Below are 24599 nucleotides of genomic sequence, written 5' to 3' on the forward strand. Positions count from 1 at the left end.
GTCAATATATTCATCACTGACCCGGCGCATTCGCGAGCAAGCCCGCTCCCACAATTTGATCTTTGTACAGCCGCTGGACAGTCGTCTTCTGCCCGCCGCTGGCGTAAACTTGCGCCCTTTCGCGACCCAACGGTTCGCACATTCATTTTTTCAAAGGTGCCCGCCATGCCTTGGCTGCAAGTCCGTCTCGCCATCAGCCCAGAACAAGCCGAAACCTACGAAGACGCTTTCCTCGAAGTCGGCGCCGTGTCGGTAACCTTCATGGACGCCGAAGACCAACCGATCTTCGAGCCGGAACTCAACACCACCCCGCTGTGGTCCCACACCCATTTGCTGGCGCTGTTCGAAGACGGCACCGATGCCGCCAGCGTACTGGCCCATATGGAATTGCTCACCGGCGGCCCGCTGCCGGAAAATCACAGCGAAGTGATCGAAGACCAGGATTGGGAACGCAGCTGGATGGACAACTTCCAGCCCATGCGTTTCGGCCAGCGCCTGTGGATCGTCCCCAGCTGGCACGCCGCACCTGAGCCCGAAGCCGTCAACCTGCTGCTGGACCCGGGCCTGGCATTCGGCACCGGCACACACCCCACCACCGCGCTGTGCCTGGAATGGCTGGACGGCCAGGACCTGACCGACAGCAACGTGCTCGACTTCGGCTGCGGCTCGGGGATCCTGGCCATCGCCGCGCTGCTGCTGGGCGCCAAGGAGGCCGTGGGTACCGATATCGACGTGCAAGCGCTGGAAGCTTCCCGCGATAACGCCGGGCGCAACCACATTCCTGAAAGCAAATTCCCGCTTTATCTGCCTGAAGACCTGCCCCAGGTACAGGCCGATGTGCTGGTAGCGAACATTCTCGCCGGGCCGCTGGTTTCGCTGGCGCCGCAGTTGTCGAGCCTGGTCAGGCCGGGCGGGCGCCTGGCGCTGTCGGGCATCCTCGCCGAACAAGGTGAAGAGGTGGCTGCCGCCTACGCCAAGGATTTCGAGCTGGACCCTATCGCCAACCGTGACGGCTGGGTACGCATCAGCGGACGTCGGCGCTAGAATGAGTGCTTGTCTGAATCGGATGGCCGCATGAGCGACAGTTTCGTCACCCAGTGCCCGCATTGCCAGTCGCGCTTTCGCGTCAACCACGCTCAATTGAGCGTGGCCCGTGGCGTGGTGCGCTGCGGCTCGTGCCTGCAAGTGTTCAATGCGGCTCGCCAGTTGCTGGAGCAGCGGGCTCAGCTGTCGACAGCCGAGCCCGGACAGCCCAGCGCTGCTGAGCCAACGCCTGAGACACCGCGTGCAATCAGCCAAAAACAGTGGACGGCCGAAGAACTGGACCTGGACAACCTGGACCTGGACGAGGAACTGGCCAAGCTGGAGCGCCGCGAGATTCAACACACCCATCCCGTCGGCGCGGAACGCCGCCAACCCGGGGCCGATCGTCGACACAAGGAAGACGCCCTCAGCGCCAGCCGCGGTACGGTCAAGGCCGAGGAAGAAAAATGGGCCGCCAGCCTGTTCAGCGAGCCGCCGCAGGAGCGCGACCAGCCCGCCGAAGCAGAACCGGAGCCGAGCGAACGCACCGAACCGTCCATGTCATTTCACGCAGAGGATGATATCGACGACGAGCCGCCACTGCGCCGGGCCCCGAACGACGACAATCCAGACCCACCGTTCACGCTCCTGACGCCAGCGGCAGAAGCCACCGATGACCGCCCGCCATTGCGGCGCAAGCGGCCTCGCGCCGAGGCCGGCGTACACGCCGACGTCTTCCAGGACCTGGAAGACGACCCGCTGCACCTGTATGCGCAGAAGCGCCCGTCCGGCTGGGGCCGTCGCCTGATCTGGATCGTGCTGGTGCTGCTCGCCGCCGCCGGCCTGGCAGGCCAGTACATCGCCTACCAATTCGACGAACTGGCTCGCCAGGACGCCTACCGTCCGTGGTTCCAGCAGCTGTGCCCGACACTGGGCTGCACCGTGCCATCACGGGTCGACATCGCCCATATCAAGAGCAGCAATCTGGTGGTGCGCAGCCATCCGGATTTCGCCGGAGCACTGGTGGTGGATGCGATCCTTTACAACCGCGCGACCTTCTCCCAGCCCTTCCCGCTGCTGGAGCTGCGCTTTGCCGACCTGAACGGCGGCCTGATCGCCAGCCGGCGCTTCAAGCCCGCCGAGTACCTGAGCGGCGAATTGGCCGGGGTCAGCGAGATGCCTTCGCAGACGCCGATCCACATCTCCCTGGATATCCTTGACCCCGGCAGCAAAGCGGTGAATTACAGCCTGAGCTTCCATTCGCCCGAGTGAGACCACGCCAGAACCGAGGTTTGACGGCGGATTATTGACTGCGCCGGCGTCAACCAAACCGATGGCGATAAAAAAATAACTGTTCAGATTTTATCCAATTCAGCCTTTATCCAGTCATCGAGAGCGGGTATCATGCCAACCCTTTTTCGAACTCTAATGATCCGGCCCCACAACAGGGAAGTCCTATGTCGGCGGTACGCATCGGCCCATATACATTGCACAATGGCTTGATCCTCGCCCCGATGGCGGGTGTCACTGACCAGCCCTTTCGTCAGCTCTGCAAACGTTTGGGCGCGGGTCTAGTAGTCTCTGAAATGGTTACCAGCGACATGAGTTTGTGGAACACCCGCAAGTCGCGGATGCGCATGATCCACGAAGGTGATCCCGAGCCACGCTCGGTGCAGATCGCCGGGGGTGATGCGCAGATGCTGGCGGACGCGGCACGGGCCAATGTGGAGCTGGGCGCGCAGATCATTGATATCAACATGGGCTGCCCGGCCAAGAAGGTTTGCAACAAGGCCGCGGGTTCCGCCTTGTTGAAAGATGAGCAGTTGGTTGCCGAGATCCTGCAGGCCGTTGTCGCCGCAGTCGATGTGCCGGTAACCCTGAAGATTCGTACCGGCTGGGACCGGGACAACAAGAATGGCCTGACGGTGGCGAAGATTGCCGAACAGGCAGGCATTACAGCGCTGGCGGTGCATGGCCGCACCCGCGCCGACCTTTATACCGGGGAAGCCGAGTACGACACCATTGCCGCGATCAAACAGGCAGTGTCGATACCGGTGTTTGCCAATGGCGATATCGATTCAGCCGAGAAAGCCCGGCGCGTGCTGCACGCAACCGGTGCCGACGGTTTGTTGATCGGCCGGGCCGCCCAGGGGCGGCCGTGGATTTTCCGTGAGATTGAGCATTTCCTGCGTACCGGCGATGTGTTGCCGGCGCCGGAACTGACCGAGGTGGAATGTATTCTGCTGGAGCATCTGGCCGCCCTGCACGCCTTCTATGGGGATGTGATGGGCGTACGCATTGCTCGCAAGCATGTCGGCTGGTACCTCGCCACCTTGCCGGGCGCCAAGGAGTTTCGCGCTCAGTTCAATCGTTTGGATGAAACGCAGGCACAGGTCGCCACCGTTCGTGAGTTCTTCGCCGAACGTGACAAGAGCCTGGGAACAGGGGATGGAGAGGGGGTGGCCGCATGACGATGATGACCGAGACTTTAGTGAGTGGAACAGCACCCGTGAGCGACAACGTCAATTTGAAACAGCACCTCAACACGCCGAGCGAAGAAGGCCAGACCCTTCGCGGCAGTGTCGAGAAGGCGCTGCACAATTATTTCGCCCACCTTGAGGGCGCTTCCGTCACGGACGTGTACAACCTGGTGCTCTCCGAAGTCGAGGCGCCCCTGCTCGAAAGCGTGATGAACTACGTCAAGGGCAACCAGACCAAAGCCAGTGAGCTACTGGGCCTCAACCGTGGCACGTTGCGCAAAAAGCTCAAACAATACGATTTGCTGTAAGCATTCAATCAAACCAGAAAGGCGCCCGCGTAAAAACGGTCGCCTTTTTTGCTGACTCCTTTGCTTTTGATGGAAATTGAAATGACCGACCAGACTACCCGCCTGCCGATCCGCCGCGCCTTGATCAGTGTTTCCGACAAGACCGGGATCCTCGAATTCGCCCGGGAGCTGGAAGCCCTGGGCGTGGAAATCCTCTCCACGGGCGGGACCTTCAAACTGCTGCAGGACAACGGCGTGGCCGCAGTGGAAGTCGCGGACTACACCGGTTTCGCGGAAATGATGGACGGTCGGGTCAAAACCCTGCACCCGAAAATTCACGGCGGCATCCTCGGCCGTCGCGGCATCGACGACGCGATCATGAGCGAACACGGTATCAAGCCGATCGACCTGGTGGCCGTTAACCTCTACCCGTTCGAAGCCACCATCAACAAGCCAGGCTGCGACCTGCCGACCGCCATCGAAAATATCGACATCGGCGGCCCGACCATGGTGCGCTCGGCGGCCAAGAACCACAAAGACGTGGCCATCGTGGTCAACGCCGGCGACTACACCCATGTGCTCGAAAGCCTCAAGGCCGGTGGCCTGACCTACGCCCAGCGTTTTGACCTGATGCTCAAGGCGTTCGAACACACCGCAGCCTACGACGGCATGATCGCCAACTACATGGGCACCGTGAACCAGGCCGCCGAGACCCTGAGCACAGAAGGCCGCAGCCAGTTCCCGCGCACCTTCAACAGCCAGTTCATCAAGGCCCAGGAAATGCGCTACGGCGAGAACCCGCACCAGAGCGCGGCGTTCTACGTTGAGGCAAAACCGGCCGAAGTGGGCATTGCCACCGCGACCCAGTTGCAAGGCAAAGAGCTGTCCTATAACAACGTGGCCGACACCGACGCCGCGCTGGAATGCGTGAAGAGCTTCGTCAAGCCGGCCTGCGTGATCGTCAAGCACGCCAACCCGTGTGGCGTGGCCGTAAGCCCGGACGCTGAAGGCGGGATCCGCCAGGCGTACGAACTGGCCTACGCCACCGACACCGAATCGGCATTCGGCGGCATCATCGCCTTCAACCGTGAATTGGATGCAGAGACGGCCAAGGCCATCGTCGAGCGTCAGTTCGTTGAAGTCATCATTGCTCCAAGCGTCAGCGCCGAGGCTCGCGCCATCGTCGCCGCCAAAGCCAATGTGCGCCTGCTGGCCTGCGGCGAATGGTCGGCTGACCGCGCCGCTGCCTGGGACTACAAGCGCGTCAATGGCGGTTTGCTGGTACAGAGCCGCGACATCGGCATGATCGGCAGCGACGACCTGAAAGTTGTGACCCAGCGTGCGCCGACCGAGCAGGAAATCAACGACCTGATCTTCGCCTGGAAAGTGGCCAAGTACGTTAAATCCAACGCCATCGTCTACGCCAAGAACCGCCAGACCATCGGTGTCGGCGCAGGTCAAATGAGCCGCGTGAACTCGGCGCGTATCGCTGCGATCAAGGCTGAGCACGCCGGTCTGCAGGTAGTCGGCTCGGTGATGGCGTCCGACGCATTCTTCCCGTTCCGCGACGGCCTGGACAACGCCGCGAAAGCCGGCGTGACCGCCGTGATCCAACCGGGTGGTTCGATGCGTGATGCTGAAGTGATTGCCGCCGCTGATGAAGCCGGCATCGCCATGGTCTTCACCGGCATGCGTCACTTCCGCCACTAAACACCACTGCTTTCACTGTAGGAGCGAGCTTGCTCGCGAAAAGCTCGAGAGCGCCATGGGGTGTCAGGTTTCCCCCGTTATCGTTGACGATCTTCGCAAGCAAGCTCGCTCCTACAGAGAAGCACAGCGTTTCTCAGAGGTTTTTGAAATGAATGTTTTGATCATTGGCAGCGGTGGCCGTGAACACGCCCTGGCCTGGAAAGTTGCCCAGGACCCACGCGTCCAGAAAGTCTTCGTTGCCCCTGGCAATGCCGGTACCGCCATTGAAGCCAAGTGCGAGAACGTTGCCATCGACGTGCTGGCGCTCGAACAACTCGCGGACTTTGCCGAAAAGAATGTCTCCCTGACCATCGTCGGCCCGGAAGTGCCGCTGGTGGCTGGCGTCGTGGACCTGTTCCGCAGCCGTGGCCTGGATTGCTTCGGCCCGACCGCAGGCGCCGCTCAATTGGAAGGCTCGAAAGCCTTCACCAAGGATTTCCTGGCGCGCCACAAGATCCCGACCGCCGATTACCAGAACTTCACCGAGATCGAGCCGGCCCTGGCGTACCTGCGTGAAAAAGGCGCGCCGATCGTGATCAAGGCCGACGGCCTGGCCGCCGGTAAAGGCGTGATCGTCGCCATGACCTTGCAGGAAGCCGAGGACGCGGTGCGCGACATGCTCGCCGGCAATGCCTTTGGTGATGCAGGTTCGCGCGTGGTGATCGAGGAATTCCTCGACGGCGAAGAAGCCAGCTTCATCGTGATGGTCGACGGCAAGAACGTACTGCCGATGGCCACCAGCCAGGACCACAAGCGCGTCGGCAACGGCGACAGCGGCCCGAACACCGGCGGCATGGGCGCTTACTCCCCGGCGCCGGTGGTCACCGCCCAGGTGCACCAGCGCGTCATGGACCTGGTGATCTGGCCGACCGTGCGCGGCATGGCCGACGAAGGCAACGTCTACACCGGCTTCCTCTACGCCGGCCTGATGATCGACAAAGCCGGCAACCCGAAAGTCATCGAGTTCAACTGCCGCTTCGGCGACCCGGAAACCCAACCGGTGATGCTGCGCCTGCAATCGAGCCTGGTGCTGCTGGTGGAAGCCGCGCTGGCCCAGGCCCTGGACAAGATCGAAGCGCAATGGGACCCGCGCCCGAGCGTCGGTATCGTGTTGGCGGCAGGCGGCTACCCTGCCGATTACGCCAAGGGCGATGTGATTGAGGGTCTGGATGCGGCGGCAGCGCTGGAAGGCAAGGTGTTTCATGCCGGCACTGCGCTGAAGGACGGCAAGGTCGTCACCGCAGGTGGCCGTGTGCTGTGCGCCACCGCGATGGGCGAAAGTGTCGACGCCGCGCAGCAACAGGCGTACAAGCTGGCCGCAAAAATCGACTGGAAAGGCTGCTTCTATCGCACCGACATCGGTTACCGCGCCATTGCCCGTGAACGCGGCGAGAACAACTGAGTAGCTATCCGTTCGGGTAGGTAAGGGCCTCTGGCCCTTGCCGCACGCATGCCGCCCCGCGCATAGTTACCCGTGCATTCATCTACGAAGGGACTTCGCCGTGCGCTGGCTCAGGATCGCCATAGGTTTTACAGTCAGTCTGCTGACCTTGCTCTGCCTGGTCCCGGCTCAAGCCGCGGCGCAAGGCAGTGGCTGGGCAGTATTGCTCGATGATCAGGCCGACCTGCAACTGAGCGACATTCGTTCCTCGCGCTACACCAATCAATTCAGCCCCATCGAACTGGACCGGATCACCGCCGCGCAGCCGGACGGTGCGTTGTGGGTACGCTTCAAACTGCAACCCGGCAAGCATGAACAAGTGCTGCGGGTGTTCGCCCCGGACCTGTCGCACCTGAGCCTTTATGTGCTGGACGGCGACATCCTGGTGGAACAGCAAACCACCGGCACGCACCAGCCCCAGGCCGAACGCCCGCTGCCAAGCAGTGATTTCATGCTGCCGATGCCACAGAGCCAGCGCCCGCTCGAGGTGTACCTGCGCCTGGTGTCGGAGCACGAGCTACGCCCCTATATCACCCTGGAACCCGCCGTACTGGCCGCCGCCAACCAGAACCAGACGCTGGTCTACGGCCTGCTGTTCGGCGTCCTGCTGATGCTGATCCTGCACAACCTCACGCGCTTTGCTTATCACCGTTCGCGCAGCAGTCTATGGCTGGCCGCGTGTGAATTCCTGCTGATGCTCAGCCTGGCGCTGTTGCTCAACGTGGTGGGGCCGTGGCTGCCCAACTGGCACGCGATCCAAACCCCTGGCGCGTACCTCGCCCTGCTGCTGACCGCGCCATGCGGGCTGATGTTTGCCTATCGCTTCTTTATGCCCCTGGGGCCCCACCCGCTGAACAAACTGTTGATGGCCGACATATTGTTGATCGTGCTGTGCGGGTTGCTGCTGTTGTTCGTCAACACCCTGCCGCTGAATATCATCACCTATGCCCTGGTCGCCCTGGCCGGCCTGAGCATGCTGTTTGTCTCGGCCTATCACTGGCAAAAAGGCTACCGCCCGGCGCGCTTGTTCGTGGCAGGGATGGTGGTGTTCAACATCGGCACGCTGATCATTCTTCCCGCCCTGCTCGGCCTCACGTTGCTGGCGCCCCAAGGCCTGATCGTGACCCTGCTGAGCTTTATCTGCATCAGCGGCCTGTTGATGAGCCTGGCCCTCGGCGAGCGCCAGCGCGCCATCGTTGAAACCCGCTTCAGTCTCAGCCGCGACCTGGCCGCCAGCAACGCCGAAATCGCCGCCAAGGCCGAGTTCCTGGCGAAGATGAGCCACGAGATCCGCACCCCCATGAACGGCGTGCTGGGCATGACCGAGTTGCTGCTGGGCACGCCGTTGTCGGTGAAACAACGCGACTATGTGCAGACCATCCACAGCGCCGGTAACGAGTTGCTCACGCTGATCAACGAAATCCTCGACATCTCCAAGCTCGAGTCGGGGCAGATTGAACTTGATGACGTGCAGTTCGACCTCAACGCGCTGATCGACGATTGCCTGAGCATCTTCCGCGCAAAGGCCGAGCAGCAAAATGTCGAGCTGATCAGCTTTATCCAGCCCCAGGTACCGCGCGTGATCAGCGGTGACCCGACACGCCTGCGCCAGGCATTGTTGAGCCTGCTGGAAAACGCCCTGCAAAAAACCGACGAGGGCGAAGTGCTGATCGTCGTTGCCCTCGACGAGCGCAGCACCAAGCCGCGCCTGCGCATTGCGATACAAGACAGCGGCGTACCAATGGAAGCCGCCGAACGCGAGGCCCTGCTGCACAGCGAACTGCACAGCAAGAACTTCCTCTCGGCGACACGCTTGAGCGGCCACCTGGGCCTGGTGATCGCGCGCCAGTTGATCCTGTTGATGAACGGCGAGTTCGGGATCAAGAGCGGCAGTCACCAAGGCAGCACCCTGTGGCTGACCCTGCCGCTGGACCCGGAACGCCTCGAACACCCGACCTCCGACCTCGACGGCCCGCTCAAGGACGCACGCGTACTGGTGGTGGACGACAACGACACCTGTCGCAAGGTGCTGTTGCAGCAGTGCTCGGCCTGGGGCCTGAACGTCAGCGCCGTGGCGTCCGGCAAAGAGGCCCTGGCCCTGCTGCGCACCAAGGCGCACCTGCGCGATTACTTCGACGTGGTGCTGCTGGACCAGAACATGCCCGGCATGACCGGCATGCAACTGGCGGCCAAGATCAAGGAGGACCCGAGCCTGAACCACGATATCCTGCTGATCATGCTCACCGGCATCAGCAACGCGCCGAGCAAGATCATTGCGCGCAACTGCGGGATCAAGCGCATCCTCGCCAAACCGGTGGCCGGCTATACGCTCAAGACCACCCTGGCCGACGAACTGGCCCAGCGCAGCAGAGGCGTGACCCTCCCTCGGCCCGTTGCCGTCGCGCCGGCAGCCATTACGGTGCCCGCCGACTTCCGCATCCTGGTGGCTGAAGACAACAGCATTTCCACCAAAGTGATACGCGGCATGCTCGGCAAGCTCAACCTCAACCCGGATACCGCCAGCAACGGCGAAGAAGCGTTGGAGGCGATGAAAGCCCAGCGCTATGACCTGGTATTGATGGATTGCGAAATGCCCATCCTCGATGGGTTCTCCGCCACCCAGCAGCTGCGCGCGTGGGAAGTCAGCCACCAACGTGTACGCACGCCGGTGGTGGCGCTTACGGCGCACATTCTCTCGGAACATAAAGAACGCGCACGCCAGGCCGGCATGGACGGGCACATGGCCAAGCCGGTGGAGCTGTCGCAGTTGCGTGAACTGGTGGATTACTGGGTGGCGCAGCGCCAGCAACGTACGGAACACAGCACCCTTTCCTGATCTGCAATTGTGGGCGCCGGCTCCCGTGACGACTGGGTTGCCCATGGCTATCTGCCTGACGCCCCATGATCCGAATGCGGGCGCTGGCTTGCCTGCGAAAGCGGCCTGACAGCCAACCAGGATGTTGGATGGGTCTGAGTACCTGCCCGGCCTCACGGGGGCAGATCCATGCATACCAACGGCTATCGCAAGCAGGCCGACTCCCACATTTGGTCCCCGTCGCCTGATAGACTTCCCCCCACTTCCTCCGCTGCGAGCCGCCCCCATGCTCCACGTGTTATTCAGCGTTTACCTGAAGATGTTGGTGCTCTACAGCCCGTTCTTCGTGCTGTCCTGCTTTATCAGCCTGACCCGTGGGTATTCCAGCAAAGAGCGGCGGCGCCTGGCCTGGAAAGTCGCGTTGGCGACCCTGGTATCGAGCGTGCTGCTGTACCTGTTCGGCCGGGTGATTTTCAGTGTGTTCGGCATCACTGTGGACGCGTTCCGCATCGGTGCCGGCAGCGTGTTGTTTATCTCCGCGCTGGGCATGGCCCAGGGCAAGTCGGCGGTGCAGACCGATAACGTGCAGCAAGACGTGACCATCGTGCCGCTGACCATCCCGCTCACGGTCGGCCCCGGCACCATCGGTGCGTTGCTGGTGATGGGGGTGAGCCAGCCCCATTGGGACGACAAGCTCACCGCCATCCTCAGCATCGCCCTGGCCAGCCTCACGGTGGGTGTTGTGCTGTACTTGTCCAACCGGATTGAACGCATTCTCGGCGACCAGGGTTTGCAGATTGTCAGCCGGTTGATGGGGTTGTTCGTGTGCGCCCTGGCCGCGCAAATTATTTTTACCGGGGTGCGCGGTTATCTGGTGACCTAGATCCGGTATTTGGCAATGGCCGACTGCACTTTGTCACCCGCGCTTTCACGCATCAGCTGGATGGTTTTTTCGTTGACCACCGAGGTATTGAGCACCAGGCAGGTCTGCCCGCTGAAGGCCTCGAACGATGAGCTGTCCCATTCAAGAAACGGCAACCCCACCTGCTTGGTTACGCCATGGCTGCTGTAGGTCACCAGCACCATCATCACTTCGCCATTGGTCTCGGCGCAGGACGCCACGCCGAAGTCACCGCCCTCCTGCACGCCACTGTTGCGCTTGAACAAATCGAAAGAGGCCGGCTGTTGCTTCAAGGCCTCCAGCGCATCCGCAGCCAGTTTCGGCAGCAGGCTGAGCAGCGGCCCCGACAACGACATCGAGGCGAGCATCGCGCCGATGATGTTCGAAGCCGCCAACTGCACCGTCAGCCCCTTGCCGGCGCGTGAGACTCGCTCAAAGCTGCTGCGCAACGGCAGCCAGCCGAGGCTGATCATCACCTTGATAAATTCGTCGTACCAGACCTCGGTACCTCGATGGACCTTCAGTACATCGCTCACATAACTGCTGGCCAGCAGATAGCTTTTACGGATGTACTCGCGGTTAAGCCCGGACAGCCCCTCGGCAAACGAAATCACGCCATTGTTGACCACCGCCGCATTGCAATCATCTTCGGTATCCAGCGGTAAAGCCACGTGCATGCCTGGCGCGCCCGGCAACTTGTAAGCGGCAATGAGCTTGCGCCTTTTTGTACTGTTGATCCTTCTATGATGTCGCTCCATTTCCAATTCTCCACGTACACCCCGACTCGGGGCTTGTAACCACACTAGTCCACCCACCGACCGGCTTTCCAGGCGACAAACATCCCTTGGCGCGGCCCGGCAAAACGCACCGCCCAGCAATAACGCGGCATGAGCGAAGGGCTTCCTTGTTTCGTTGTGAAAAAAAGAAAAAGCCCCAAACCACAACAGGAAAATCCCTGAGGGGTTCGGAGCTTTCGTGCCGCCGCCGAGCTGTTTTCAGGAGGCGGGTTTATCGCCGTACCAGCGCGGGGTGTACACCCACTCCCCGCCACCGGCACGCGCAAAGGTGCAGGTGGTGGACGAGCCGATCAGCACCATGGTGCGCATGTCCACCTGCTCCGGGGTGAGCTGCCCCAGCGTGGTGACGCGCAGCGTCTGGCCGGGGCGACCAATGTCGCGGCCCAGCACCACCGGTGTTTCAGGCGTGCGGTGCTGCGCGACGATCTCCAGTGCGCGCCCCAGTTGCCACGGCCGCGCACGGGAAATCGGGTTGTAGAACGCCAACGCCAGGTCGGCCTGGGACGCAAGGTCCAGACGCTTTTCGATGATCGACCACGGCTTGAGGTTATCCGACAGCGACAGCACACAGAAGTCATGCCCCAGCGGCGCACCCGCCTGGGCCGCGGTGGCCAGGGAAGCCGAGACGCCAGGCAGGATTTGCAGGTCGACCTGGTGCCAGGCTGGGTCGGCGGACTCATGCAACGCCTCAATCACCGCAGCGGCCATGGCGAATACACCCGGGTCGCCGGACGACACCACCACCACCGAACGCCCTTGGGCAGCCAGTTCGAAGGCGTGGCGCGCGCGCTGCATTTCTTCGCGGTTGTCCGTGCAGTGCTGCACCTGATCGTCACGGAACGGCCCGGCCATGCGCACGTAGGTTTCGTAGCCCAGCACATCGGTGCAGCGCGACAACTCGGCCTTGACGGCCGGCACCATCAACTCAGCGGCGCCGGGGCCAAGGCCGATCACGGCGAGGCGGCCGCGTGGGCGGCCGACCTGTGACACGTCCAAAGGCTGCTCGGCCACGCTGAGGGTGATGTCCGCCTGCGGCTCAACCTTGGCAAACCGCAGCGGTACGCCCAGTTCCAACGCGGCCTCATGCAGCGACGCTTCGGCCATCTGCAGGTCGCTGGCAAGCAGGCACGCCAACGATTGCACGGCAACGCCTGCCTCATGCAAGGCGGTGCGCACACGTGTCGCCAAGTGCACACCTGGTTTGCAGGTGGCGCAGACCGTCTTCGGATAAATCAGCAATTCGTTGGCGGCGGGCTCACGTTCGACACTGCCCACATGAATTGCCAGGCGTGCGTGCGGGCCCTGCGGCAGGTTGGCCTGCGCAAGCCAGGGCGCCGCGCCCTCGATGCGCACGCTTTCACCGGCCAGCAGGTCCGAAACGAAACGCTTGCCCAGCTCCAGGTCCGCCAATTCATAGCCCGTGGGCGGGTTGAGCAGGCAGGTGCCGAACCGCAACTCGCCGCTGGTGGTGATTGCCGCCGCCACGCCCAACGCGGCGGCAATCTCCCGCGCCATTCCATTTACACCACCCAGTCCACCCAACAGTGGCACCACGGCGCTGCCGTCTTCGGCGACGGCCAGCACGGCCGGTTCCTCACCTTTTTCGAGCAACAGCGGCGCGAGCGTACGGATCACGATGCCGGCGGCGCACAACACAACCAGCGGCGTGCCTTGCTGGTAAAGCTGGCGCAGCGTGACGCCGAACTCGCTGTAGCGCTGGTCCGCCCCTTCAACCCGGCCGGCCAGACCGTAGATCAACGCCGTGGGGTAAAGCTGCTGGATCTTGCGCGCAGTCGCCAAGCTGCCCTGGCCCAGAATGACAATCGCCGGGCTCATCAACCTTGCCACCGTTCACCGGGCACGATGATCAACGAGAAATACGGCGACGACATCGGCTCCACCTGGTCCAGCGGCACGATTTTCTGATTGGCCATGGTGGCGCGTTCCACGTACAGCGCACGCCCGGCCAGGCCAAGTTCTTCCAATACCTGGCGCACCTTGGGGAAGTTGCGCCCCAACTTCATGATCACCGCCGCATCCGCGTCCGCCAGCCGGCGTTTGAGGTCAGCGTGGGGCAACACGCCCGACAGCACCGACAGGCTCTGATTGCGATACACCAGCGGCGCGCCCAATACCGAGGCACCGCCAAGCATCGAGCACACGCCGGGGATGACGTGCGCTTCGTAGCGCTCGGCGAGGCGGTCATGCAGGTACATGTAGGAGCCGTAGAAGAACGGGTCGCCTTCGCAGATCACCGCCACATCGCGGCCCGCATCCAGGTGCGCGGCCACGTCGACGCTGGCCGTGTCGTAGAAATCGCTGATCACTTGCTCATAGGACAGCGGCGCCGGCAGCGCCTCGGTGGTGACCGGGTACACCAGCGGCATCAGGGTTTGCTGTGGCACCAGGTGGTCTTCGATGATGCCGAAAGCGTTGCCCTTCTTGCCCTTGGCCACGAAGTACGCCACCACCGGCGATTCGCGCAGCAGGCGCAGGGCCTTGAGGGTGATCAGTTCCGGGTCGCCGGGGCCCACGCCCAGGCCGATCAAACGTCCGCGTGGGTGCATTATTCGACCTCCGTGGCGAGCGCATTGACGGCGGCGGCGGCCATGGCGCTGCCCCCCAGACGGCCCTGCATGATCACGAACGGCACGCCACGGCTGTCGGCGGCGAGCATCGCCTTGGATTCGGCGGCACCGACAAACCCCACCGGGAAACCAAGGATCAACGCCGGTTTCGGCGCACCGGCGTCGAGCATTTCCAGCAGGTAAAACAAGGCGGTCGGCGCATTGCCGATCACCACCACGCTGCCTGCCAGGTGCGGGCGCCACAGCTCCAGGGCGGCAGCGGAACGGGTGTTGCCCAATGCCCGCGCCAGCTCCGGCACGCTGTCGTCGCGCAGGGTGCAGATCACCGGATTGTTGGCCGGCAGCCGCGCACGAGTCACGCCTTCGGAGACCATCCGCGCATCGCATAAAATCGGTGCGCCCGCCGCAAGCGCTTCGCGCCCGGCCTTGCCTGCGCCCTCGGAGAATTGCAGGCCATCGATGGCCTCGACCATGCCGCACGCATGAATCACCCGCACCGCGAGTTTTTCCAAATCAGCCGGGATACGCTCCAACTTGGCTTCCGCGCGAATAATGGCGAAGGAGTTGCGGTAGATCTCCTGACCGTCGCGGATGTAATCAATCATCGGTGTTGCTCCGTGGGCGAGCGCGCAGCAAGGCACCCGCCGCTTCAATAGAAAGAGTGCGCGCGTGCAGCCGGCCAAAACCTGGGTGGGCTGCGTCGCGAAAATAGAGGTCGTAGTGGCCGGGGCTCACCGCCAGCAAGGTGACCGGCGCGGTGTGCGCGGCGGCGCAGGAGCGCGGGCAGCCGGACAGGTGAATATCGTGGCCCGGTTGCAGGGCGGCCAATTGCACGGCGTCGGCCTTGGTATCGGACAAGCCTTTGCCGCAGCCGCTGGAACCGGTGCAGGCGATCATGCGCGCCAGGGGTTGGTCGGCTGCGCAGAGAAAGCCCAATTGCGTCAGCTGCTCAGTCACAACCTCAGGCTCTGTGAGGTTGGGCAACAGCACACCTTGCCAGGGCGTGAAACGCAAGGTTGCGTCGCCATGCGCGCAGGCAAGTTGCGCGGCGCCCTTGAGCATCGCCGAATCCAGGCGGCCCAATGGCGCGACGGCGGCGACGTAGAACTGATCCTGCTGGCGCTGTGGATAACTGCCCAGATGCAGTAAAGCGCCGCTGGCCGGGCGCTTGAAGCCCTTCGCCGAGAGCAGCGGCAGGATCAGGCGGCTCAGTAAGTTATCCACAACCAGATGACGCATGCGCGTTTGTTGCGGCGTGGCCAGGTCGAGAAATGCTTCCAGCACGGCCACCACCAGTGCATGGCCCTGGTCCAATCGCACAGCGGCCAACGGCGCATTCAGTCCGGGACACCCGGCCAGGCCGAACGCGAGCAGCGTTTCACCCGCCTGCTCGAAGGCTGACAGCCACAGGTCGTGATGATGCTCGAGCATCGCAAACGCTTCACGACCATCGAGCTGCACCGCGAACTTGGCGGACAGCTCATGAAAGCGTGGATGGCTTTCCAGCGTGGCGAGGATCTGCCCGGCCAGTGGACGTGTGTCGAACAGCATCTGTGGGTCGATGCCGGCACTGGGGCTGAGCATCAGGTTGCGCACGTCATCACCGGCCGCGTTGCTCGGGCCGAGGCCTGCCGCCAGCAGGCTCGCGATCAGGGCATTGTGCTCGGCGCCGATGCCGCGAATCTGCAGGTTGGCGCGGTTGGTCGCCTCGATCACCCCGCCCGCATACGCTTGGGCAGCGTCCGCCACGGCGTTGGCCTGGTCCGCGGTAATCGAGCCACCGGCCAATTTGATCCGACAAATGCCGCCGTCCAACGCCTGGACAATACGCAACAACCCCGGACAAGCCGAGGGGCGCAAGGTATTCAGAGCGGGCGTTGGTTTCACGGGGCTACCGGTTGACGGGTAAAGGCGCGGTATTATGCCTGCTTTGTCCGACGGCATGAAAAGCCTGCCCGTCGGATGTCGTTCAAGGAATAGATATGTCGCCCTGGCTGACGGTTGTAGGCATCGGTGAAGACGGCTTCAAGGGCCTGGGCAGAAACGCCCGGCATGCCTTGTTGTGCGCCACGCGGATTATAGGTGCTCAGCGCCAGTTGGACCTGTTGCCGCTGTGTATCCGAGGCGAACGCCAGCTGTGGCCAAGCCCGTTTTCCCTGGCGCCGGTGCTGGCACGACGCGGGACGCCTGTGTGCGTGCTGGCCAGCGGCGACCCGATGTTCTACGGCGTGGGGGCGAGCCTGGCGCGGCAAGTGCCGGCTGGAGAACTGCTGGTTTTACCGGCGCCGTCTTCCGTGTCGCTGGCGGCGGCGCGCCTGGGCTGGCCGTTGCAGGAGGTGGTGACGTTATCCGTGGTGGCGCGGCCATTGGCGGCGATCAACGCGCATCTGGCCAGCTGCGTGCGCTTGCTGGTGTTGAGCAACGACGGGCGCAGCCCTGCTTTGATTGCCGCGCGGCTGGTCGAGTCCGGGTTCGGGCCCAGCCGATTGACGGTGTTTGAACACTTGGGCGGCACGGATGAGCGTCGCATCGACGGGTTGGCGCAGGCGTGGCCGCACAGCTCGGTCGCCGATTTGAATCTGGTCGCCATCGACTGCCTGGCCGACGCCGCCACACCTCGCCTGTCGCGCCTCGCCGGGCTGCCGGATTCAGCCTTCAAGCACGACGGCCAACTGACCAAGCGCGACGTACGCGCCATGACCCTCGCCCGCCTCGCCCCAATGCCCGGCGAATTGCTCTGGGATGTGGGCGCCGGCAGCGGCTCCATCGGCATCGAGTGGATGCGCACCCACCCCGGCTGCCGCGCCTTGGCGATTGAAGCCGACGAAGGCCGCCAGGGCCTGATCGAATATAACCGCGATGCGCTTGGCGTGCCTGGCTTGCAACTGATTCGCGGCAAAGCCCCGGATGCTTTGCAGGGCCTGGAAGCACCGGATGCCATCTTCATCGGCGGCGGCGTCACCCGCGACGGCGTGCTCGACACCTGCTGGCAACACCTGCGCCCCGGCGGTCGACTGGTGGCCAACGCCGTCACCCTGCAAAGCGAGATGACCTTGATGAACTGGCGCGCCGAGCACGGCGGCGAACTGACCCGCATCCACGTGGCCCAGGCGCAGCCGTTGGGCGAGTTTGACACCTGGCGCCAGGCACTGCCGATCACCCTGCTGGAAGTGGTCAAGCCGCTATGAAACGAATTCTGCTGCTGGGCGGCGTGACGGAAGCGCTGGCCATCGCCCGAACCCTGGGGCCGGAGCATATCTACAGTTTGGCCGGTGTGGGCCGTGTGCCTACCGACCTCACCTGCCAGGTACGTGTCGGGGGCTACGGCGGTTACGAAGGGTTGGCGCAGTTTGTTCGCGATGAGCGCATCAGCCTGATCCTCGACGCCACGCATCCGTATGCGGCACAGATCAGCCGGAACGCTGCCCAGGCTGCGCAATGGTGTGGCATTCCTTGCTGGGCCTTGCGGCGCCCGGCGTGGCGGCCGCAGGCGGGGGATGATTGGCGTGAAGTCGATGATTGGTCAGAGCTGGTTGCAGCATTGCAGCCATTCAAGCGTCCGCTGTTCACGCTGGGCCGTGAGCCGTTGCAGCATCTCGACGAAATCCCCTCCGACCAATTCTGGACGCTGCGGGCGCTGGATGTTTATCCGGGGAATGAGCGCTGTGAAGTGATCGGGGCACGGGGACCGTTTCTGATCGAGGACGAGCGGGCGCTGTTTGAGCGTCGGCAGATTGATGTGCTGATCAGCAAAAACAGCGGCAGTACCGCCACCGAACCAAAGCTGGAAGTGGCACGGGAGCGTGGGGTGCCGGTGCTGGTGTTGAAGCGGCCGGTGTTGGCGACTGTTGACAGGGACCTTTGGTCGCCCGCAGAAACACTCGCTTCATTGGCCGACTTCATGCGATAGATCAGGATCATCCGCCTGCCTTCATCAGATCTCTGCCAGCTCAAGAAACGGCAGTGAACCAACAACACGAAGTGCTGAACTCCAGGAACAGCTTAAGCCAGGCCCGAGCACCTTCAGGAGTTGACAGGATAGAAGTTAAGAAAGCCGTACAAGTTACCAAGGCGGCGGCCAATGACTTTCTCGGGCAAGAAGTGGCACTACAGGATTTGCTGGTTGAGGAAGCTGAGTTAAGTCCAGACAATAAAACATGAGCAATCACTTTAGAATTCAACATTCCCACCCCTAACAAATTTGAGCGATCGGGCGCATCGTTGGGGCAAACGTATAAGGAAGAATATAAAACGTTCATTATTGACTCGGAGACTGGCGAATTCCGCTCCATGAAGATTCGCGAAACATGATAAGTGCTTATATCAAGCAATATTGGAAAAGCGGAATCATTGTCGATACAAACCTTCAGCGCTGACAGGAGGAGCTTCCAGCATCGTGGGGGTCAACAGAACAAATGATGACTACTGCCTGTTGCTCAACGTCCTGGATCAGTTCGAAAAGCTTATTTCAACCCCACACATCCTCGCCGAAGTCGGCAACCTCTCGAATGGATTGTACGGAAGCAAGTTACACGACTTCTACGCAACACTAAAACCCGCTCTCAACAATTATTTAAACCCACAGCCTTGTCGTGGATATAAGCCGTTATTACGAACTGTCACCTTACGGCCTTAACTGACGCCGGCATTATTGCTGCTGCTAAAAATAACTATCTGGTTTTGCCCGACGACCTAAGGGTTGCCGGGTTTGCTCATCGGCATGATGTAGCTGTCGTGAACTTCAACCCTATACGGGAAGCAAACTGGAAGGCCTGAACCACAGGAGCTAAACCCGCTAATAAAATAACAAACCATCGCCAGCCCAAGGCATGACCCACGCAGCCCGCGATGCCGCCCTGGACGCGAGAGCTTGCACAAAACCCTCTCCAGCATTGGCAATCCCGAGTTCGGGTCTATCATGAAAATGATGAAAGCGTTGAGCCTCAAGCTGCATGCCACCGCAACCTGATAGCACTGCGACACCAAACCACACCGCCCGTTTTTACTTATCCCCTCCGATCAGGCTAAATACCCGCCTGATCGTTTAACCCTACGGATTATCCGCCATGGCCCGTCAACGCGCTGCAATTGCCTGGATCGCCTGCCTTGCAGTGCTGTTCAATGCGTTTGCCATGCCGCTGGCCAGCGCAATGCAGCAGGCGGATGACCCGGTCAAGCGCCTGATGTGGGGCAGTTTCTGTTCGTCCAATGGCGCCAGCTTCAAGGCGCTTGCCCTGGGCACGCTGCAGATCCCGGCGCCGCCGGACGACCATTCCGCCATGCAGCATTGCTGGTGTTGCTCGGGCTCGACGCCGCTGGTGGCGCTGCCGGGGCATTTACCGCAGTTGTATGTGACGCGGTTCGATGCGGTCCAAAGCCTGCCGCCGCGCTCGTTGCACACTCATACGCCGCGCCAGCAATGGCCGAGCCTCAACCCCCGCGCCTCTCCAACGGCCTGATCTTCTTCGCAAGTGAACTGCGTTTAGAACCGTTCTGGAGAACTGCCATGCTTAAATCTTCCCTGCTTCTGGCGGCGTTGCTGCTGCCGGTGTTCAGTGCTGCCAATGCCGATGAGTACAAGGTCGGCGATCTGTTGGTCAGCGATCCCTGGTCCCAGGAGTTGCCGCCGAGTGCGCCCACCGTTGCGGCGTACTTCGTGATTCATAACACCGGAGCTTCCCCGGATCGTCTGCTCAGCGTTGAAAGCGCCATCGCCCAAAAAGCCGAGCTGCACGAACATGTGATGCAAGGCGGCCTGATGAAGATGCAACAAGTGCCCAGCGTCGCCGTGCCGGCCATGGGCGAGCTGACCTTCGCGCCGATGGCCTATCACGTGATGCTGCTGGGCTTCGAAAACCGCAGCCTACTGGCCGACGGCAAGCAGTTCCCACTGACCCTGACCTTTGAAAAGGCCGGCAAGGTCGATGTGAATGTATTGGTGCGCAAGGCGCCACCGATGACCTCCCAGGAGCATAAGCACGCCCAGTAGGCCGACCTCCATGGGCGCCCCTCGCGCCAGGTTGTCTCCACGCCCGCGCCTGATGCGCGGCAGCTGGATCAGCCTGTTCGCCATGCTGATGATCTTTATCGGCCCGCTGATTTCCCAAGCGATGCCGATGGACCATCACGCCGGTATGTCGATGGACATGCCGAGCTGCCATGGCGAGCCCAAGCCAATCAAAGCCCCCGACGAGCACCACGTGCTCTGGGAAAAGTGCGGCTATTGCAGCCTGCTCTTCAGTTGCCCCGCCCTGCCCGGCGGCGCATCCTTCATCACCCTCGATGCCCCGCCGCCCGCCAACGCCCTGCCCGCCGCTCCGCGCTTGGGCCATGCCCGGCAAAGCATCTTCCCCGGCGCCCGCAGTCGCGCGCCGCCCATCGCCTCGTAAACCCTTCGCAGCGTTACTTCACCCCGGCCGACTTTAAACAGACAGCCCCAGGCTGCTGGCCGTGTTGTTTACGATTGATTGATGGAATTTTTCATGTCCAGGTTTTCTGCCGACACCCGTTTGGGATGTACGCCCCTGCTCGCCGCCCTGTGCGGCGCATTGCTGGCTCCGCACGTCTACGCCGAGGAACACGAGTTGAGCCCCACGGTGATCACTGCGATCGCCCCCAGCTCGCCGCTCACGGTCATCACTAACCCGAAGGACCCACGCCAGCCGGTGCCCGCCAGCGATGGTGGCGACTACCTCAAGACCATCCCCGGCTTCGCGCTGGTACGCAACGGCGGCACCAATGGCGACCCGGTGCTGCGCGGCATGTTCGGCTCGCGCCTGAATATCCTCACCAACGGCGGCATGATGCTCGGTGCCTGCCCAGGCCGGATGGATGCGCCCACCTCGTACATCTCGCCGGAAACCTACGACAAGCTCACCGTAATCAAAGGCCCGCAAACCGTGTTGTGGGGCCCCGGTGCGTCGGCCGGCACCGTCCTGTTCGACCGTGAGCCGGAGCAGTTCGGCCAGCTTGGCACGCGGGTCAACGCCAGCGTGCTGGCCGGGTCCAACGGGCGTTTCGACAAGGTCATCGATGCCGCCGCCGGTGGGCCGCTGGGCTACGTGCGGGTGATCGGCAACCAGGCCCATGCCGACGACTACAAGGACGGCAACAACGATACCGTCGCGTCGCGCTACGACAAATGGAATGGCGACGTCGCCGTCGGCTTCACCCCCGACGCGGATACGCTGCTGGAACTCACCGCCGGGCGTGGCGATGGCCAGGCACGTTACGCCGGGCGCGGCATGGACGGCTCGCAGTTCCTGCGCGAAAGCCTGGGGTTGCGCTTCGAGAAATCCAACCTCGGCGAGGTGCTGGATAAGGTCGAGGCTCAGGTCTACTACAACTACGCCGATCACGTGATGGACAACTACAGCCTGCGCGTGCCGTCGGGCACCGGGATGATGGCGGGACCGATGGCCTCCAACGTCGACCGTCGAACCCTGGGCGGGCGGATCAAGGCCACCTGGCGCTGGGCCGACGTACAGTTGATTGGCGGCCTGGATGCGCAGACCAACGAACACCGCGCGCGCAGCAGCATGGGCATCGACACCTACAAGGACCTGCCGCGCAGCAAGGACGCCGACTTCCACAATTACGGCGCGTTCGGCGAACTCACCTGGTACGCCGCCGACCGCGACCGCCTGATCACCGGCGCACGCCTGGACCGAGCCTCGGCCAGGGACTCGCGTCAACGCACCGGCTCGGCAATGATGTCCCGCCCCAACCCGACCGCCGACGCGACGCGCGCCGACACCTTGCCCTCGGGCTTCGTACGCTATGAGCACGATCTGGCGGCCACGCCCACCACGTTCTACGCGGGCCTGGGCCACGCCGAACGCTTCCCCGATTACTGGGAACTGTTTTCCCCCAACACGGGCGCGCTCGGTTCGGCCAATGCCTTCGACGGTGTGAAGCCCGAGAAGACCACCCAGCTGGACGTCGGGGCGCAATATAAAACCGCCGACCTGGAGGCCTGGGCCTCGGGTTACGTCGGCCAGGTGCGCGACTTTATTCTGTTCGACTACACGCCCGGCATGATGGGCACCACCTCCCAGGCGCGAAATGTCGACGCACGCATCATGGGCGGCGAGTTGGGCGCCGCGTATAAGCTGACCCCACACTGGAAGGCCGACGCCAGCCTCGCCTACGCCTGGGGCAAGAACAGCAGCGACGGCAAGGCCTTGCCGCAGATGCCGCCCCTGGACGCTCGCCTGGGCCTGACCTACAGCGAAGACGACTGGAGCGCAGGCGCCTTGTGGCGTGTGGTTGCGGCGCAACACCGTATCGACCAGAACAAGGGCAACGTGGTCGGCAAAGACTTCGACAAGAGCAGCGGCTTTGGCGTGTTCTCGCTGAACGCGGCGTACCGCATCAATAAGAACTTCAAGCTCAGCACCGGTGTCGACAACCTGTTCGGCAAGGCTTACGCCGAGCATTTTAACCTGGCCGGCAATGCCGGGTTCGGCTATCCGGCCAGCGACCCGCAGGCCATCAAGGAGCCGGGGCGTACGCTCTGGACCAAGGTGGATATGAGCTTCTAAAAGCATCGGGGGCTTGCCCTAATGCCGGTCAGTTAAGCGCTAGAACAGCACAACCTGCGACCTGTGGCGCGGGAGCTTGCTCCCGCTGGACTGCATAGCAAACCCGTTTTTGGGGCCGCTTCGCGCCCCAGCGGGAGCAAGCTCCCTCGCCACAGTGACCGGTTCTGTCTTAACTGACTGGCATTAGGGCTTGCCCCCGATGGCGGCGTAACCGACACAAGAAACCAAAAGCCTTGCGGAGCTCCCGATGAGTACTCAAAAAGTTTCCTTCTACAACCTGGCCTGGCGCTGGCACTTCTACGCCGGGCTGTTCGTCGCACCGTTCATGGTGCTGCTGGCCCTCACCGGCATCATCTACCTGTTCAAACCCCAGCTCGACCCGCTGATGTACGGCGACCTGCTCACCGTGCAAAGCGCAGAACATGCCCTGAGCGCCGACGAGCAACTGCAACGCGCCAAGGCTGCCTACCCCCACGCCGCGATCAGCAAATACCTGCCGCCGGCCGACGCCACCAGCAGCGCGCAATTCGTCATGCACAACGACGGCCGCGAAGTGACGGTATTCGTCGACCCGTATCGCGGCACCGTCCTCGGTCAGCAGGACGCCCACAACAATCTGCAGGCCATCGCCCGCGCCCTGCACGGCGAGTTGATGATCGGCACCACGGGTGACCGCCTGATCGAATTGGCCGCCGGGTGGGGCGTGATGCTGGTCGTGTCCGGCCTGTACCTGTGGTGGCCGCGCGGCCAATCATCGGCGGGCGTGTTATGGCCACGTTTGAACCGCCGAGGCCGGTTGTTGTGGCGCGACCTGCACGCCGTCGCCGGCTTCTGGGGCGCGGCATTCCTGCTGGTGATGCTGCTCAGCGGCATGACCTGGACGGGGTTCTGGGGCAAGCAATACGCCGACCTGTGGAACACCTTCCCGGCGGCAATGTGGAACAACGTGCCGCAGTCCGACCAGCAGGCGCGCATCCTCAATACCGCCAGCCGGCAGACCGTGCCCTGGGCCATGGAAAACACGCCGATGCCGATGTCCGGCGACCACGCCGAACACATGAACCACGGCGCCATGCATTCGGCCCCCGCCGCGCCCACCATACGCCTGCAACAGGTGGTCGACCTGGCCAGCGCGCGCAAAGTCGAGCCTGGCTACAGCATCACCTTCCCCACCACGGCCGAAGGCGTGTTCACCGTCGCGGTGTTCGCCAACGACCCACGCAACGACGCCACCCTGCATGTGGATCAATACACCGGCAAAGTCCTCGCCGATGTGCGCTGGGAGCACTACAACCTTGTCGCCAGGGCCACCGAGACCGGGGTGATGCTGCACGAAGGCAAGATGTTCGGCTGGGTCAACCAACTGATCGTGCTGGTGATCTGCCTGATGATTCTGCTCAGCGCGGTGAGTGGCGTGGTGATCTGGTGGAAGCGTCGACCACAGGGCGGGCTGGGTGTGCCGCCGTTGCGTCATGACCTGCCCAGATGGAAAACGGCGATGGCGATCATGTTCGGGCTGGCGATTGTTTTCCCGTTGGTGGGCGCCTCGTTGGTGCTGGTGTGGGTACTGGACCGCCTGCTGCTGTCACGGTTGCTGGGGCGAGGTGAATCCAGGCCAAACATGACATAAGCAGGATGCCCGATCGCATCATGCCGTCAGTATCGCATCGTGCCGTCAGTTAAGAAGGCACACTGTACTGTGACGATGGAGCTTGCTCCCGCTGGACTGCGCAGCAGTCCCATTTCCGGGGCCGCTTCGCGACCCAGCGGGAGCAAGCTCCCTCGCCATACGTCACCGGTTGTCCGCTCCAAAGTGCTGCATATCCAGCCCGGCGCCCTTTTTGAGGGCCTGGCGCGCACGCCACCCCCATTGCGGCGCCAAGTTGGTGCGCGGCACCGCCGCTGCAAGCCGCCAGCCCCCATTCCCAGCCGCGTTGAGCACCGCAGGCACAGCCTTTGCAAAGTCCGTGTATCC

At 62.7% G+C, this 24599-nt stretch carries 21 protein-coding genes and 2 pseudogenes; 17 read left to right on the forward strand and 6 right to left on the reverse strand.

Translation table 11 applies throughout. From position 1 onward, the window contains the following. The first annotated feature begins 165 nt into the window (after positions 1 to 165). The 5 genes from prmA to purH all read left to right on the forward strand — a co-directional run bounded on the left by prmA (position 166) and on the right by purH (position 5500). Entirely contained in the window at positions 166 to 1044 is an 879-nt protein-coding gene (gene prmA, locus Q1V60_RS24240) for a 50S ribosomal protein L11 methyltransferase (RefSeq protein WP_300635564.1), read from the forward strand. A 30-nt stretch (positions 1045 to 1074) separates the two neighbouring features. Further along, on the forward strand, positions 1075 to 2295 hold the full coding sequence (locus Q1V60_RS24245) for a DUF3426 domain-containing protein (protein WP_300635566.1): 1221 nt from the start codon (positions 1075 to 1077) through the stop codon (positions 2293 to 2295). Positions 2296 to 2480: 185 nt separating this feature from the next. Then, positions 2481 to 3494, forward strand: a complete 1014-nt coding sequence (gene dusB, locus Q1V60_RS24250) for a tRNA dihydrouridine synthase DusB (RefSeq protein WP_300635568.1) — start codon at positions 2481 to 2483, stop codon at positions 3492 to 3494. Beyond that, positions 3491 to 3811: a DNA-binding transcriptional regulator Fis gene (gene fis / locus Q1V60_RS24255; protein WP_003221275.1), complete on the forward strand. Its 321-nt coding sequence runs from the start codon at positions 3491 to 3493 to the stop codon at positions 3809 to 3811. Before dusB ends, fis begins: the two co-directional genes overlap by 4 nt. Before the next feature lie 81 nt (positions 3812 to 3892). Next, a complete protein-coding gene (gene purH, locus Q1V60_RS24260; protein WP_300635577.1) occupies positions 3893 to 5500 on the forward strand; it encodes a bifunctional phosphoribosylaminoimidazolecarboxamide formyltransferase/IMP cyclohydrolase in 1608 nt (535 codons plus the stop codon). 1 nt (position 5501) lies between these two features. Here purH and Q1V60_RS24265 read toward each other — a convergent pair. Beyond that, a pseudogene (locus tag Q1V60_RS24265) lies at positions 5502 to 5627 on the reverse strand (outer membrane lipoprotein carrier protein LolA); the annotation flags it as partial. Positions 5628 to 5648: 21 nt separating this feature from the next. Between Q1V60_RS24265 and purD the strand changes: the two are divergent. The 3 genes from purD to Q1V60_RS24280 all read left to right on the forward strand — a co-directional run bounded on the left by purD (position 5649) and on the right by Q1V60_RS24280 (position 10678). Next, positions 5649 to 6941 carry a phosphoribosylamine--glycine ligase gene (purD, locus tag Q1V60_RS24270; RefSeq protein ID WP_300635579.1) on the forward strand — a complete coding sequence of 431 codons (1293 nt, stop codon included), beginning with the start codon at positions 5649 to 5651 and terminating at the stop codon, positions 6939 to 6941. Between the two features lie 100 nt (positions 6942 to 7041). After that, positions 7042 to 9816, forward strand: a complete 2775-nt coding sequence (locus tag Q1V60_RS24275; protein ID WP_300635581.1) for a hybrid sensor histidine kinase/response regulator — start codon at positions 7042 to 7044, stop codon at positions 9814 to 9816. A gap of 265 nt (positions 9817 to 10081) precedes the next feature. Then, positions 10082 to 10678 (forward strand): MarC family protein, encoded by a 597-nt coding sequence (locus Q1V60_RS24280; RefSeq protein WP_065883442.1) that lies wholly within the window; start codon positions 10082 to 10084, stop codon positions 10676 to 10678. Here the strand turns inward: Q1V60_RS24280 and Q1V60_RS24285 are convergent. The 5 genes from Q1V60_RS24285 to cobG form a co-directional block, all read right to left on the reverse strand. Further along, on the reverse strand, positions 10675 to 11454 hold the full coding sequence (locus tag Q1V60_RS24285) for a hypothetical protein (RefSeq protein WP_300635584.1): 780 nt from the start codon (positions 11452 to 11454) through the stop codon (positions 10675 to 10677). The genes Q1V60_RS24280 and Q1V60_RS24285 overlap by 4 nt on opposite strands. A gap of 237 nt (positions 11455 to 11691) precedes the next feature. Then, positions 11692 to 13329 carry a precorrin-3B C(17)-methyltransferase gene (cobJ, locus tag Q1V60_RS24290; protein WP_300635586.1) on the reverse strand — a complete coding sequence of 546 codons (1638 nt, stop codon included), beginning with the start codon at positions 13327 to 13329 and terminating at the stop codon, positions 11692 to 11694. Next, on the reverse strand, positions 13329 to 14060 hold the full coding sequence (locus Q1V60_RS24295; RefSeq protein WP_300635588.1) for a precorrin-2 C(20)-methyltransferase: 732 nt from the start codon (positions 14058 to 14060) through the stop codon (positions 13329 to 13331). The genes cobJ and Q1V60_RS24295 overlap by 1 nt, the downstream gene beginning before the upstream one ends. After that, positions 14060 to 14686 (reverse strand): precorrin-8X methylmutase, encoded by a 627-nt coding sequence (locus Q1V60_RS24300; protein ID WP_300635590.1) that lies wholly within the window; start codon positions 14684 to 14686, stop codon positions 14060 to 14062. The genes Q1V60_RS24295 and Q1V60_RS24300 overlap by 1 nt, the downstream gene beginning before the upstream one ends. Then, complete coding sequence (gene cobG, locus Q1V60_RS24305; protein WP_300635592.1) at positions 14679 to 16025, reverse strand: precorrin-3B synthase; 1347 nt, start codon at positions 16023 to 16025, stop codon at positions 14679 to 14681. Before cobG ends, Q1V60_RS24300 begins: the two co-directional genes overlap by 8 nt. Positions 16026 to 16063: 38 nt before the next feature. Here cobG and cbiE point away from each other — a divergent pair, with 38 nt between their 5' ends. The 9 genes and pseudogenes from cbiE (at position 16064) to Q1V60_RS24350 (ending at position 24254) form a co-directional block, all read left to right on the forward strand. Next, on the forward strand, positions 16064 to 17269 hold the full coding sequence (gene cbiE, locus Q1V60_RS24310) for a precorrin-6y C5,15-methyltransferase (decarboxylating) subunit CbiE (protein WP_300635594.1): 1206 nt from the start codon (positions 16064 to 16066) through the stop codon (positions 17267 to 17269). Further along, positions 17266 to 17991, forward strand: coding sequence for a cobalt-precorrin-6A reductase (locus Q1V60_RS24315; protein WP_300635595.1), 726 nt, complete (start codon positions 17266 to 17268; stop codon positions 17989 to 17991). The genes cbiE and Q1V60_RS24315 overlap by 4 nt, the downstream gene beginning before the upstream one ends. 53 nt (positions 17992 to 18044) lie before the next feature. After that, positions 18045 to 18242, forward strand: coding sequence for a hypothetical protein (locus Q1V60_RS24320; RefSeq protein WP_300635597.1), 198 nt, complete (start codon positions 18045 to 18047; stop codon positions 18240 to 18242). Between the two features lie 653 nt (positions 18243 to 18895). Then, a pseudogene (locus Q1V60_RS24325) lies at positions 18896 to 19050 on the forward strand (transcriptional regulator); the annotation flags it as partial. 97 nt (positions 19051 to 19147) lie between these two features. Further along, positions 19148 to 19540 (forward strand): DUF2946 domain-containing protein, encoded by a 393-nt coding sequence (locus Q1V60_RS24330; protein WP_300635599.1) that lies wholly within the window; start codon positions 19148 to 19150, stop codon positions 19538 to 19540. A gap of 47 nt (positions 19541 to 19587) precedes the next feature. After that, a complete protein-coding gene (locus Q1V60_RS24335) occupies positions 19588 to 20070 on the forward strand; it encodes a copper chaperone PCu(A)C (protein ID WP_300635601.1) in 483 nt (160 codons plus the stop codon). Between the two features lie 10 nt (positions 20071 to 20080). Continuing rightward, positions 20081 to 20470 carry a DUF2946 domain-containing protein gene (locus tag Q1V60_RS24340; RefSeq protein WP_300635603.1) on the forward strand — a complete coding sequence of 130 codons (390 nt, stop codon included), beginning with the start codon at positions 20081 to 20083 and terminating at the stop codon, positions 20468 to 20470. A gap of 93 nt (positions 20471 to 20563) precedes the next feature. Next, complete coding sequence (locus Q1V60_RS24345; RefSeq protein ID WP_300635605.1) at positions 20564 to 22624, forward strand: TonB-dependent copper receptor; 2061 nt, start codon at positions 20564 to 20566, stop codon at positions 22622 to 22624. A gap of 247 nt (positions 22625 to 22871) precedes the next feature. Continuing rightward, on the forward strand, positions 22872 to 24254 hold the full coding sequence (locus Q1V60_RS24350; RefSeq protein WP_300635607.1) for a PepSY domain-containing protein: 1383 nt from the start codon (positions 22872 to 22874) through the stop codon (positions 24252 to 24254). Positions 24255 to 24599 lie beyond the last annotated feature (345 nt).

Source organism: Pseudomonas sp. (genome assembly GCF_030147005.1).
Taxonomy (GTDB): domain Bacteria; phylum Pseudomonadota; class Gammaproteobacteria; order Pseudomonadales; family Pseudomonadaceae; genus Aquipseudomonas.